Origin of the sequence: Mediterraneibacter agrestimuris (genome assembly GCF_943193195.1) — a bacterium.
In the GTDB taxonomy this organism is placed as follows: domain Bacteria; phylum Bacillota; class Clostridia; order Lachnospirales; family Lachnospiraceae; genus Schaedlerella; species Schaedlerella agrestimuris.
This window is the reverse complement of record NZ_CALPDG010000022.1, coordinates 1-13,338: the sequence shown is the minus strand read 5'-3', so window position 1 is coordinate 13,338 and position 13,338 is coordinate 1. Positions and strand designations below refer to the sequence as shown.

Below are 13,338 nucleotides of genomic sequence, written 5' to 3'. Positions count from 1 at the left end.
TACAGGTAAGGGACGGCAGAAATGGAATTATCAAAGCGGTTATCCGCAGCTGCATCTCTGGTAACACCGGGAAAACGTGTTGTGGATATAGGTACTGATCATGCCTATATCCCAATTTATCTTATAGAAAAAAAGAAATGTCTTTCTGCTGTTGCAATGGATGTAAATGCAGGACCCCTCAGGCGTGCTGCGGTACATATACAGGAAGCGGGATTCCAAAAGGAGATAGAGACCCGGCTTTCAGATGGGTTTGAACAATTGAAACCGGGTGAGGCAGATTGTGCTGTGATTGCCGGAATGGGCGGGGGGCTTGTGATAAAGATTTTGTCAGCTTATCCAGAAGTGACATGCAGTCTTAAGGAGTATATTTTGCAGCCGCAGTCAGAGATTGCCAAGGTACGTGTATTCTTGCTGAAACAAGGATTTATATTTGCAGATGAGGAGATGGTGCTGGAGGATGGGAAGTATTATCCGATGATAAAAGTGCTGCCGCCGAAGTGCATGACGGCATTAAATAATCCGGCAGAGATTTGCGGCTGGACAGAGACAGAGATTCGGTATGGCAGGCTTTTACTTGAAAAGAAGCATCCGGTTCTCAAGGATTTTCTGGAAAGAGAATATATTATACATAAGAAAATTTTGGAGGTAATAGAGGATAAGAGTGGGGAGAAAATCGAGAGCCGTAAACGGGAACTTGAAAGGGATTTATCATACATAGAGAGAGGGCTTGAATATTATGCGGTGTAAAGAGATTATGGAAATTATTGAAAGTGCTTATCCGAAAGATGCGGCATTGAGCTTTGATAATGTAGGTCTTCAGGCGGGAAGACAAAATAAAGAAGTAAAGAAAGTCTATCTGGCTCTGGATGCTACAGAGAAAGTAATTGCAGACTCCATTCAGAAAGAGACAGATATGCTGATCACCCATCATCCGTTGGTTTTCAGTCCGCTTAAGGCGGTGACAGATGAAGACTTTGTCAGCAGACGGATACTTACAATGATTCAGAACGATATGGCATATTATGCTATGCATACTAACTATGATGTGCTTGGTCTGTCGCCGCTGCTGGGAAGGCGGCTTGGACTGACGGAAACGGAGATACTAGAGGAAACCATGGCATCAGACGGAGGCGCAGAGGGAATCGGACGAATCGGAGAATTAAAAAGTACGAAGACGTTAGAGGAATGCTGTACGTTCGTGAAAGAAATCCTTGGACTGGAAAATGTTAAAGTATTCGGAGATTTGTCTCGTGAGGTAAAGCGGCTGGCAGTTTCTCCAGGTTCCGGTAAGAGCGCAGTAGTTCCGGCGCTTAGAAAAGGCGCGGATGTGCTGGTGACAGGTGATATCGGACATCATGACGGTCTGGATGCACTGGAGCGGGGACTGTGTGTGATCGATGCCGGACATTATGGGACGGAATATATTTTTATGGAAGATATGAAACACTTTTTAATGGAACACTGTCCGGAACTTACGGTGGAGACGGCTGAGGTAAAGATACCGTTTCAAACTGTGTAGGAAAAGAAAAGTGAAGAAACAGGCAGATGCAGCAGATATATGGAAGGAGTTAAGCAATGGATAGAACTATGTGTACCGTGCAGATCAAAGGTGAGAGCAGAAGCTACGAGGTGGGAACGCCTTATCTGAAAATTGCAGAAGACTACCAGGAAAAATATGCGCACAGCATTGTACTTGTGAATCTGAACGGCAACCGTTTACAGGAATTAAACCGTACTCTGGAACAGGATTGTCAGCTTGATTTTGTGACAACCGCAGAGCAGTCCGGGCATGAGACATACCGGCGCAGCATGAGTTTTCTTCTTGTTAAGGCAGTACATGGCGTGTGTGGGCATGAGAATGTGGAACGGGTTCGGATACATTTCTCTGTGAGTAAAGGATATTATTGTACCGTAGAAGGAAATGTGACAGTAGATGAAGCATTTCTGGAGAAAGTTACAGAGCGCATGCATAAGCTGTGTGAGGCAAAGCTGCCTATAGAAAAACGCTCGGTGCGGACCGGCGAGGCAGTGGAACTGTTCCACAGGCATGGGATGTACGATAAGGAGAAGCTGTTTGAGTACCGTCGTGTTTCCAGTGTGAATATCTATAAGATTAAAGCATTTGAGGACTATTATTATGGATATATGGTGCCGGACACAAGTTATTTGAAATATTTTTCACTGCATTTGTATGATGAGGGATTTGTGCTGCAGATGCCGACAGCAGAAGAGCCGGAGAAGGTGCCGTCTTTTAAACCTCACGAGAAGCTGTTTCAAGTATTGAAACAATCTGTGACGTGGGGAGACATACAGGATATCGAAACAGTAGGAGCCTTGAATGACCGTATTACAAAAGAGAATATGCAGGAAGCGGTACTTGTTCAGGAAGCCCATCAGGAACGTCAGATCGGTGAAATTGCCAAGCAGATCGCAGAGCGTCCGGATGTAAAAATAGTGTTGATCGCAGGTCCTTCTTCTTCCGGAAAGACCACATTTTCCCACCGTCTCTCTATTCAGCTTCGTGTAAACGGCTTAAAACCACATCCGATCGCTGTGGACAATTATTTTGTGGACAGAGAGAAAACACCGAAGGATGAGAATGGAAATTATAATTTTGAATGTCTGGAAGCAATTGATATTGTTAGATTTAACAAAGATATGAAAGCGCTTTTAAACGGGGAAGAGGTGTATCTTCCGATCTTTAACTTTAAGACCGGAAAGAGGATGGAATCGACAAAGCCGAAGAAACTGGAAAGTCAGGATATTCTTGTCATAGAAGGAATTCACTGTCTGAATCCGAAGCTGACAGAGATGCTGGATGATTCCAGTAAGTTTAAGATTTACATCAGTGCCCTGACACAGCTTAATATTGATGAACATAACAGGATTCCGTCTACAGATGGACGGCTGATCCGCCGTATTGTGCGCGATGCACGTACAAGAGGGACTTCTGCAAGCGGAACGATTGCTATGTGGAAGTCAGTGAGAAACGGGGAGGAAAAGAATATCTTTCCATTTCAGGAAGAAGCAGATGTGATGTTCAATTCTTCACTGCTCTATGAACTGGCAGTGCTAAAACAATATGTGGAGCCTCTTTTATTCGGTGTAGATAAAAATTCACCGGAATATGCAGAAGCGAAACGTCTTCTGAAGTTCTTTGATTACTTTGTTGGTATCGGAACAGAGTTTATTCCGACGAATTCACTGCTGAGGGAGTTTATCGGAGGCGGATGCTTTCAGGTATAAGAAATAATAGAATACATTTCAAAATAAAATTATATTTATAGCTACTGTGCACAGCCTGCTACTGTGCACAGTAGCAGCATTTATGCATTTAAAATCGCCTGCGGCGAGGTTAAGTGCTTGCAAAATCTTAAAGTCAGGAAGGCGGACTAATACATCTCATCGTTCAATTCTTTAATCGTATCTTGCATATCCAGGATTTCCTTTACATAGAAATAAAGTTTTCCATTCTTTCTTTTGATATCTGTTAAATTATTACAGCGGAATTTTAATGCAAATCCCTGTTTTGCGTCAATTTTGTTGTTTATAACCATTTCGTCAAATTCTTTCATCACCGGATTTTTTAAGACAAAATAAATTTGTGTAGTTCCATATGCCACAGGATCAATACCTTAAGCCCGTAAGAACGTGTGAAGGAAAGATAAAATATCTTTCCTTAAAAAGCAAAATAATAGTTGACTTTTTGTTTAGTAAATGTATAATGTATTTTGGTAAACAAAAAATTTAGTAAATGTAAGTTATACTATAAAAGAGGTTGATTAGAATGACAATTGAAGAGCAGATTGGGGCGAAGGTGCGGGACTTGCGAAACCAGAACGGACTGACGCAGGAAGAACTTGCCGACAGAACAGAACTGACGAAGGGATTTATCTCTCAGCTGGAGAGAGGACTGACGGCACCATCCGTGTCTACGCTGCTTGATATTGTAGAATGTCTGGGTACAAATCTGTCGGATTTCTTCCATGAGAAAGATGATCTACAGATTGTATACCAGAAAGAAGATTATTTTGAAAAAGAAGACGAGGATGGAAACAGTATTAAGTGGCTGATAGCAACAGCGCAAAGCCGCAGTCTGGAACCGATTCTTGTTCAGCTCCAGCCGGGGCAGTCTATGCCAGAGGATAAGCCTCACGAAGGAGAAGAATTCGGATATGTACTGGATGGGGAAATTTTTTTGCATTATGGAAAGGAAAAATATACGGTAAGAAAGGGGGATTCTTTTATCTTTCCTGCTGACCGTAAACATAAGATAAGTTCAGCTTGTAAAAAGGTGTCCTCCATTCTGTGGATCAGCACCCCGCCAAGTTTTTAAGGAGGAAAAGGATGAAAGACATGATTTTGGAACTGGATTCCATCAGCAAATCTTTTGATGGGGAGAAAGTTATTGATAATCTGAGCCTGGAAATTCAGCGCAATGAGTTCATTACATTACTTGGTCCATCGGGCTGCGGTAAGTCTACAACACTTCGTATTATCGGTGGATTTGTAAAGCCGGATGAAGGAAGAGTTCTATTTGAGGGTAAGGATATTACAGGGCTTTCTCCGGATAAGAGAAATGTTAATACTGTATTTCAGAAGTATTCATTGTTTCCACATATGACTGTTGCGGAGAACATCGCTTTTGGTCTGAAATTAAAAAAGAAAAGCCAGCAGTATATCAAGGATAAGATTGAATATGCACTAAAGCTGGTTAATATGGAAGGTTACGGAAATCAGTCCCCGACTGTTTTGAGCGGAGGACAGCAGCAGCGTGTGGCGATTGCCCGGGCAATTGTAAATGAACCGAAGATTTTGCTCCTTGATGAGCCCCTTGGTGCGTTGGATTTAAAACTGCGTCACAGTATGCAACGGGAACTGATCAAGATCAAACAGGAAGTCGGTATTACGTTTGTCTATGTGACTCATGATCAGGAAGAAGCGCTGACAATGTCTGACCGGATCATTGTTATGAATCAGGGGATCATTCAGCAGATGGGAACTTCCAAAAGCATTTATGATGAGCCGCAGAATGCGTTTGTAGCTGATTTTATCGGGGATAGTAATATCATCGACGGGATTATGAAAGAGGACTGTCTTGTACAGATTCAGAATGCAGATATTCCTTGTGTGGATACGGGATTTGCCAGAAATGAGCTGGTGGACGTGGTCATTCGTCCTGAAGATTTAGTTATTGTGAAGGAAGAGGCGGGCTATTTAAAGGGATTGGTTGTTTCCATCATATTTAAGGGTGCTTATTATGAGATTAAAGTACGTGTGGATCAATATGAATGGACAGTACAGAGCGTCAATCCGGCTCAGATTGGAAGTATGGTTGGTCTGAGGATTCTTCCGGATAACATTCAGATCATGCATAAACCGCATTCCAAAGACGCGGAGGTCGTAAAAGAGGATGAATAAACTAAAGAGCATCAATAAGAGAAGCTGGCTGTCTTCTCCATACATTGTCTGGATCATTGGTTTCACAGTAATTCCGATGATCGTGATTTTCCGATATGCATTGACAAATCCAGACGGTGGATTTACATTTTCACAAATTACGGCGATTTTGGATCCGGTACATTTAAGAGCGCTTGTATTTTCACTGGAAATAGCGGTCGGAAGTACGCTGGTCTGTATTCTGCTTTCTTATCCATTGGTACTTGCAATGCGCCGGCTGAATTTAGGAAAACAGGGATTTGCCTTGTTTATATTGATTTTGCCCATGTGGATGAATTTTATATTACGTGTGCTTGCATGGCAGATGATTCTGTCCAAAAACGGAATACTGAATTTTGTATTAAAAGGATTGGGACTGGAACCTCTGGCTATTGCCAATACAGGCACGGCAATTATGATCGGTATGGTTTATGACTATCTGCCTTATATGGTGCTGCCGATTTTCAATGCGGTTGCAGAGATTGATGAGGATATCATTGAGGCTGCGAAGGATTTGGGGGCAGGAGGACTGACGATCTTCCGTAAGATCATTCTGCCGCTGTCCATACCGGGGCTGCTGAGTGGGATCGTGATGGTATTTGTGCCGTCTATGACCTCTTTCGTTGTGTCTGATATCTTAGGCGGCGGTAAACTCCAGCTTGTAGGAAATATCATCGAGCAGGAGTTTACGAAGAATATGAACTGGAATCTTGGTTCCGGGTTGTCTGTGTCGCTGATGATCTTTGTATTGATCAGCATGGCGTTTACAATGAAACATGATGTGGAAGGAAAGGGTTCGGCAATATGGTAGAAAGAATCAAAGACTGGATCAGCCGGTTTTATCTTGGCTTGATCATATTGTTTTTATATGCTCCGATCGCGGTGCTGATCGTGCTTTCCTTTAACAGCTCACGTTCGAGGGTTGTATGGGGCGGATTTACATTGAACTGGTACAGCCGTTTGTTTTCCAATCGTCAGATCGGGGAAGCGTTGTCTACAACGTTGATTGTGGCATTGTTATCGGCTCTGATCGCAACGGTTATCGGAGTCCTTGGGGCATTGGGAATCCATGCAATGCGGGAGAAAAATTATCAGCTTGTGATGGTATTTACCAACATTCCGATGGTAAATGCGGACATTGTGACAGGTATCGCCCTGATGCTCTGGTTTGTACATTTTATTCCGCTGGGATTCGGAAGTGTTCTGCTGGCGCATATTACATTTAATATTCCTTATGTAATTTTAAGTGTCATGCCGAAGATACGGCAGATGAATGTGAGTTTGTATGAGGCCGCAAGGGATTTGGGTGCGGGTCCGGTGTATGGATTTTTTAAGGTTCTCCTGCCGCAGCTGGCAGGCGGGATCGTTTCCGGGTTTTTTATGGCATTTACAATGTCCATGGATGATTTTGTAATTACTTATTTTACAAAAGGGCCGGGTGTGAATACATTGTCCACCATGATCTACGGAGAAATCCGTAAGGGAATCAAACCGGAAATGTATGCATTGTCAACACTGATCTTCGCGTTTGTATTTGTGATTTTATTGGCGGCTAACTATCTGCCGCAGAGAAAGAAAAAGACAGTAAAGGAGAGAAGATGATCATGAAAAAGAGAGTGGTGGGCGTTGTTCTTTTACTGGCGCTTTGCATGGGGATTTGCACAACCGGCTGCAGCGGCGCTCAGGAAAAAAAAGGGAGCCTGACTGTATTTAATTACGGAGAGTATTTAGATCCGGCTGTTTTGGATATGTTTTTTGAAGAAACAGGAATTGAAGTAAAGTATGAAGAGGCTTTGACACCAGAAGAAATGTACACAAAATATAAGGCGGGAGCCATAGAGTATGATCTGCTTTGCTCAACGGATTATATGCTTGAAAAGCTGATCAAGGAAGGCGAACTTCAGGAAATCGATATTGATTCCATGGAAAATGCCGAAAATATCGGGGATAAATACTGGGAGTTTTCTGAAGCATTTGATCCGGATAATCAATATACAGTTCCTTATTTTTGGGGAACCGTAGGGATTCTTTATGATAAAACCAAAGTAAACGATCCGGTTGACAGTTGGGGTGTGCTGTTTGACGGAAGCTATTCAGGAGAAATCATTATGCAGAACAGCATGCGTGATACACTCTCTGTGGCATTAAAAGCGCTTGGCTTTTCTTTGAATACGAATGATGAAAATGAAATTCGTCAGGCATATGAATTGTTGGAAAAACAGAAAGCAGATGTACAGGCATATCTTGTTGATGAAGCACGCGATGAAGTTGTTGCCGGTAATGCAGCACTGGCTCTTGTGTATTCGGGAGAAGCATATCTGGGAAAGGAGTACAATCCGGATCTGGAGTATGTTGTACCGAAAGAAGGCTCTCAGGTATGGCTGGATTCATGGGGAGTGACTAAGAACTGCAAGAATCTGGAAATGGCAATGCAGTTTTTGGACTTCCTGTGCAGAGAGGATATTGCACAGATGAATTTTGAGTATATTTATTATTCTACGCCGAATGATGCTGTGATCGAGGCTTTATCTGAGGAAGAACGTGCAGATGAGACACTGGTACCGACAGAGAATGCAACTGAGAATTGTGAGGTTTGCGTACAGCAGGAGCCGGAGGTCGTTGAACTGGAAAATGAATTGTGGAAAGAATTAAAAGCAGAATAGGAAATTATCATTTCAGATCATTTTATTAATCAGCGACAGTAGTATCTTAAGGCATACTCGTGAGATACCTACTGGCGCTGATTTTATTTTTCCATTTATTTCTTATAAAAACTCTTAACCGAATCAAGACGGCTGCTCATATTTTGCAGCAGCAGGTCTGTCAGTACGATCGCAATCATAGACTCCACAACCACTACTGCTCTTGGCGCGATGATCGGGTCGTGCCGTCCTTTGATTATGAGTTCTGTTTCTTTACCTTCTGTTGTAACTGTTTTTTGCGGCTGTGCGATCGAAGGGGTAGGTTTTACATAAGCCCGGAGTATCAGATCAGAACCATCGCTCATACCGCCAAGGATACCGCCCGCATGATTCGTTTCTTTGCAGATATTGCTGTTTTCACCTATAGAAAATGCATCGTTGTTCCGGCTGCCGTTAGAAGCGGCAGCTTTGAAGCCTGAGCCGAATTCTATGGCTTTGACAGCACCTATAGAAACAACAGACTGAGAAAGCAGGGAGTCTAATTTGTCAAAAACCGGTTCGCCGATTCCGGCTGGCATGCCTTTAACGATACATTCTATGATTCCACCTGCAGAATCCAAATGTTCTATCAATGTATCTAAATATGCAGAAGCTTCTTCGGCACGCGCGTTACTTGGCATATTGAATGGATTTTCTGAAATCTCGTCAAAACAATATTCAGTTTCATCTACTACAACAGGTCCCACTGCCTTGGTAAATGCAAGAAGAGAAATTCCCAGTTCATTTAAAATGAGAGAAGCAACGGCGCCTGCTGCGACACGTCCGATAGTTTCACGTCCGGAGGAACGTCCGCCTCCTCTGTAGTCACGAAATCCATACTTGGAATCGAAAGTGTAATCTGCATGTCCGGGGCGGTATACGGAAGCAATATTTCCATAGTCTTTGGAACGCTGGTCTTGATTTCTGACAAGAAGAGAAATCGGTGTACCAGTGGTTTTTCCGTCGAAGGTTCCAGACAAGATTTCAACCAGATCGCTTTCCTGACGTTTTGTTGTGTATTTATTCTGTCCGGGCTTTCTGCGGTCTAAAAAAGCCTGAATATCGGATGCGCTAAGAGAAAGCCCTGCGGGACACCCGTCAATGACCACCCCGATTGCTGCACCGTGGGATTCTCCCCATGTTGTAATGCGAAATATTTTACCAAATGATGAACCACTCATATTTTTATGCCTTCTTTCTGTCGCTGAAATGTAAATCAGATGAATTTGTTCTTATAAAATGTTTCTTAGCATAGATGTTATTATTATATAAGAGAGAAAAAATATATGCAATCTTAATTTTTATTTAAAATAAGGAATTTTGCTGTACAATTTGATAAATACATAATATAATGTTGTCTAGATGTTGAGTAATTTTAGAGGGAGTAATACTAAATGAGCAAAAGGGAAAAGATTCGTAAGAACAAAATTAAGCCCGAAAGGCAATTTGAAGAGGTCATTTATCTTGATGATGATTACGATTCCGAAGAAGAATATTTAGATGAAGAATATGATTCTGAAGAGGAAGACGTAAATGAAGAGTATGATTCCGAAGAGGAAGATGCAGATGAAGAGTACGATTCCGAAGAGGAAGATGCAGATGAAGAGTACGATTCCGAAGAAGACTATTTGGATGAAGTGTACGATTCCGAAGAGAAAGATTCAGATGAAGAATATGATTCCGAAGAGGAATATTTGGATGGAGATTATGATTCGGAGGGGGAAGAGGTGGATGATATTCCGAAGAATAAAAATGGCTGGAAGAAAGCGGCAATAATTGCAGGGAGTATTCTTGGTGTTTTTGCAGCGGTATATATTGGGGTTTCTGTGTTTTTTATGAGTCATTTCTACATAAATACGGAAATTAACGGGCATAAATTTTCTGGCAAATCTGCTTCCGATGTAGAAAATTACATGAAAGAGCAGGTGAAAGGGTATACACTTACGATTCAGGAAAAGGATAATAAAACGGACAAGATCGTAGGGAGTGATATTTCTCTGAGATATAAAGAAAACAGTGATATAGAGAATGCATTAAAGAATCAGAATGCATTTTTGTGGCCGATTGCTTTTTTTGTAGAGAATTCTACAGAAGTGACTATTGACGTAGGATATGATGAAGCAGCGTTGAATGAAAAGATTGAGAATCTGCAGGCTGTTAATGCAGAACAGATTCCAGCAACTAATGCATACCCCAGATATGACGGCATGCAATATGTGGTAGAACCGGAAGTGCTGGGTACGGCAGTAGAAAAAGATGTTCTTCGGAAAAAGATTCATGAATATATTTCTGGTTTCAAACCAGAACTGGATATGGAAGAAGAAGGATGCTACGCACTTCCAAAGTATACTGCCGATTCTGCAGAGGTAAAAAAAGCATGTGACGATATGAATCAGTACTTAAGAGCCAGTATTACCTATACAATGGATGAAAATGTAGTGGTGGATAAGGAGTTGATTTCTACATGGCTGACAGCAGATGAGAATATGCAGGTTACTTTTAATGAGAATGGTGTGAGAGAATGGCTGACACAGTTTGGTGACAGGTATGATACTATGGGGGGAACAAGAGAAATCACTTCACCATGGGGCAAGACTACAACCGTTTCCGGCGGTGATTATGGCTGGTCTATTGATGAAGATACTGAATTTATAGCTTTGACAAACAGTATCAAGAACGGAGAAGTTGTAACAAAGGAGCCTGCTTATTACAATGGCGGAATTGCTGCTTCTCACGGTCCGCAGGATTGGGGAAGTACCTATTTGGAAGTAGACCTATCTGCACAGCATATGTGGTTTATTGTAGACGGTGCAGTTGCAATGGAAACAGATGTTGTAACAGGCGTGCCGATTCCTGCAAGGGAAACTGTACCAGGCGTCTGGTTTGTGAAAGAGATGCAGCAGAACAAGACGCTGGTTGGAGAAACTGATCCTGAGACCGGAGAACCGGAATATGAGACACCGGTTGCTTACTGGATGCGGATCACATGGAGCGGGATTGGATTCCATGACGCTACGTGGCAGCCTGCGTTTGGCGGTACTTTATATGCAGATGGACTTGGTTCACATGGATGTATCAATATGCCGTATGATCAGGCAGCTTTACTCTATAGTATGCTTCCGATGGGAACTCCAGCGGTTGTACATTATTAATAACAAAAGCAAGGAATAAGTAAGATAGAAGTGGGGGCAGTGTAACAGTTCAGCCCAGGAGTTTGCACTTGCTGCAAAGTCCGTGAAATAACGTATAGGTAGAGATGCATCAAGCCACCACGAAGTGGTTTTGCATGGCTTGATGCCTGTAACAGGAAGCCGAAGGCTGAACTGTTACGGGGACAGTCTTATAGGACTGTCCCCTTTAGAAAGAGGATAGGATGTACGAATTAATAAAAAAAGACGGGATGGCAAAGCGGGGACGGCTGCATACAGTCCATGGAACAATCGAAACACCGGTATTTATGAATGTAGGAACTGCGGCAGTGATCAAAGGAGCTGTTTCTACTGATGACCTGAGGGGAATTAAGACGCAGGTGGAATTATCGAATACTTATCATCTGCATGTCCGTCCGGGGGATAAAGTTATCAAACAATTGGGAGGTCTCCATAAATTCATGAACTGGGACAAACCGATCTTGACGGATTCCGGCGGATTTCAGGTGTTTTCTCTTGCGGGGCTGAGGAAGATCAAAGAAGAGGGGGTGCATTTTCACTCCCATATTGACGGTAAGAAGATATTTATGGGGCCGGAAGAAAGTATGCAGATTCAGTCGAATCTGGCATCAACGATTGCCATGGCATTTGACGAGTGCCCGTCCAGTGTGGCAGACAGGGCTTACATGGAGCAGTCCGTGGCAAGAACAACAAGATGGCTGAAACGGTGCAAAGACGAGATGGCCCGTCTTAACAGTCTGCCAGATACCATCAATCCCAATCAGATGCTTTTTGGAATCAATCAGGGAGGTATCTATGAAGATATCCGTGTAGAGCATGCAAAGAAGATTGCAGAGCTTGGTCTGGACGGTTATGCAGTCGGCGGACTGGCGGTAGGAGAGAGTCATGAAGAGATGTACCGGATTCTGGAAGCTGTAGTTCCGGTGCTGCCGGAGAATAAACCAACGTATCTGATGGGAGTGGGAACCCCGGCAAATATTTTAGAGGGTGTAGACAGAGGAGTTGACTTTTTTGATTGTGTATATCCTACTAGAAATGGTAGACACGGACATGTGTATACCAATCATGGTAAATTGAATCTGTTCAATGCGAAGTATGAACTGGATGACAGACCGATTGAGGAGGGGTGTCAGTGTCCGGCATGCAGAAGCTATAGCAGAGCCTATATCCGGCATTTGCTAAAAGCAAAGGAAATGCTTGGAATGCGTCTTTGTGTTCTACATAATCTGTATTTCTATAATACGATGATGGAAGAAATCAGAGAAGCCATCGATGCGGGAAACTACGAAGAATATAAGCGAATAAAATTGGAAGGCGTGCTCGGCAGGAAGTAAAATAGAGGAGATAGCTGGTGGTCGCAGAAAAAGATTATTAAAATCTCGTAAATTAGACAGAAAAAAACAAAAATCTATTGAAGATATAAGAGATTTTGTGTATAATTGTAGCATTGCTTGTGGCTGTCCGACAGATGTCTGGCGGGACAGTTATGTTTGGCTTTAAGCAAAAGTTAGGAGGAAACAATATGTATGGTGTATTAGCTTCGGGCGGAGGCGCGAGCATGTTTAGTCTGATTCTGATTTATGTAGTAATTCTCGTAGGTATGTGGTTTTTACTGATGCGTCCGCAGAAAAAAGAGCAGAAGAGAATTCAGGCTATGCTTTCCACAATGGAAGTTGGCGATACAGTTCTGACAACAAGCGGTTTCTACGGTGTGATCATTGATATCACAGATGAAGATGTAATCGTTGAGTTTGGCAACAATAAGAACTGCCGTATTCCAATGCAGAAGGGTGCAATCGCACAGCTTGAGAAACCAAGCGCAGAATAATGAATGGAAGAGGAGCCGGAAGCAGGAGTGTTTCCGGCTCTTTTGACGCTGTTCGTTCAGGTCTGCATGTACTGTACAGAGTAACAGTTCAGCCATAACAGCTCGAATTGGCGGTTTCACCGCCTATACGCTGTGATGCAGCACAAATTCTCGCTTATGGCAGAACGCCATATACAAATCCTACAAAAAACGTCTTGTTGTAAGCAAGCTTACCAATTCG

General features: G+C 42.7%; 13 protein-coding genes. 11 read left to right on the top strand and 2 right to left on the bottom strand.

Translation table 11 applies throughout. From position 1 onward, the window contains the following. The first annotated feature begins 21 nt into the window (after positions 1-21). The 3 genes from NFS18_RS11355 to NFS18_RS11345 are packed head-to-tail and all read left to right on the top strand — an operon-like array spanning position 22 to position 3,246. A complete protein-coding gene (locus NFS18_RS11355) occupies positions 22-747 on the top strand; it encodes a tRNA (adenine(22)-N(1))-methyltransferase (protein WP_251390190.1) in 726 nt (241 codons plus the stop codon). After that, complete coding sequence (locus tag NFS18_RS11350; protein WP_251390189.1) at positions 737-1,519, top strand: Nif3-like dinuclear metal center hexameric protein; 783 nt, start codon at positions 737-739, stop codon at positions 1,517-1,519. The genes NFS18_RS11355 and NFS18_RS11350 overlap by 11 nt, the downstream gene beginning before the upstream one ends. Positions 1,520-1,575: 56 nt before the next feature. Then, on the top strand, positions 1,576-3,246 hold the full coding sequence (locus tag NFS18_RS11345; RefSeq protein WP_251390187.1) for a nucleoside kinase: 1,671 nt from the start codon (positions 1,576-1,578) through the stop codon (positions 3,244-3,246). Between the two features lie 146 nt (positions 3,247-3,392). Here the strand turns inward: NFS18_RS11345 and NFS18_RS11340 are convergent, their stop codons facing one another. Next, positions 3,393-3,623, bottom strand: a complete 231-nt coding sequence (locus NFS18_RS11340; protein ID WP_251390185.1) for a hypothetical protein — start codon at positions 3,621-3,623, stop codon at positions 3,393-3,395. A gap of 164 nt (positions 3,624-3,787) precedes the next feature. Between NFS18_RS11340 and NFS18_RS11335 the strand changes: the two genes are divergently transcribed. The 5 genes from NFS18_RS11335 to NFS18_RS11315 are packed head-to-tail and all read left to right on the top strand — an operon-like array spanning position 3,788 to position 8,102. After that, the gene (locus NFS18_RS11335) at positions 3,788-4,336 is read left to right on the top strand and encodes a helix-turn-helix domain-containing protein (RefSeq protein ID WP_251390183.1); all 549 of its coding nucleotides are present in this window, start codon (positions 3,788-3,790) and stop codon (positions 4,334-4,336) included. 11 nt (positions 4,337-4,347) lie between these two features. After that, positions 4,348-5,421: an ABC transporter ATP-binding protein gene (locus tag NFS18_RS11330; RefSeq protein ID WP_251390181.1), complete on the top strand. Its 1,074-nt coding sequence runs from the start codon at positions 4,348-4,350 to the stop codon at positions 5,419-5,421. Next, a complete protein-coding gene (locus tag NFS18_RS11325) occupies positions 5,414-6,250 on the top strand; it encodes an ABC transporter permease (protein WP_251390179.1) in 837 nt (278 codons plus the stop codon). The genes NFS18_RS11330 and NFS18_RS11325 overlap by 8 nt, the downstream gene beginning before the upstream one ends. Next, positions 6,244-7,041 carry an ABC transporter permease gene (locus NFS18_RS11320; protein WP_251390177.1) on the top strand — a complete coding sequence of 266 codons (798 nt, stop codon included), beginning with the start codon at positions 6,244-6,246 and terminating at the stop codon, positions 7,039-7,041. The genes NFS18_RS11325 and NFS18_RS11320 overlap by 7 nt, the downstream gene beginning before the upstream one ends. A gap of 2 nt (positions 7,042-7,043) precedes the next feature. Further along, entirely contained in the window at positions 7,044-8,102 is a 1,059-nt protein-coding gene (locus NFS18_RS11315) for an ABC transporter substrate-binding protein (RefSeq protein ID WP_251390175.1), read from the top strand. Between the two features lie 95 nt (positions 8,103-8,197). Here NFS18_RS11315 and aroC read toward each other — a convergent pair whose 3' ends face one another. Then, a complete protein-coding gene (gene aroC / locus NFS18_RS11310) occupies positions 8,198-9,301 on the bottom strand; it encodes a chorismate synthase (protein ID WP_251390173.1) in 1,104 nt (367 codons plus the stop codon). Positions 9,302-9,514: 213 nt separating this feature from the next. On the opposite strand from aroC, the gene NFS18_RS11305 reads away from it, so the two are divergent. The 3 genes from NFS18_RS11305 (at position 9,515) to yajC (ending at position 13,118) form a co-directional block, all read left to right on the top strand. After that, positions 9,515-11,272 (top strand): L,D-transpeptidase family protein, encoded by a 1,758-nt coding sequence (locus tag NFS18_RS11305; protein ID WP_251390170.1) that lies wholly within the window; start codon positions 9,515-9,517, stop codon positions 11,270-11,272. A gap of 221 nt (positions 11,273-11,493) precedes the next feature. Continuing rightward, entirely contained in the window at positions 11,494-12,624 is a 1,131-nt protein-coding gene (gene tgt, locus NFS18_RS11300; RefSeq protein WP_251390168.1) for a tRNA guanosine(34) transglycosylase Tgt, read from the top strand. 188 nt (positions 12,625-12,812) lie between these two features. Then, positions 12,813-13,118, top strand: coding sequence for a preprotein translocase subunit YajC (yajC, locus tag NFS18_RS11295; protein WP_251390166.1), 306 nt, complete (start codon positions 12,813-12,815; stop codon positions 13,116-13,118). Positions 13,119-13,338: the final 220 nt, after the last annotated feature.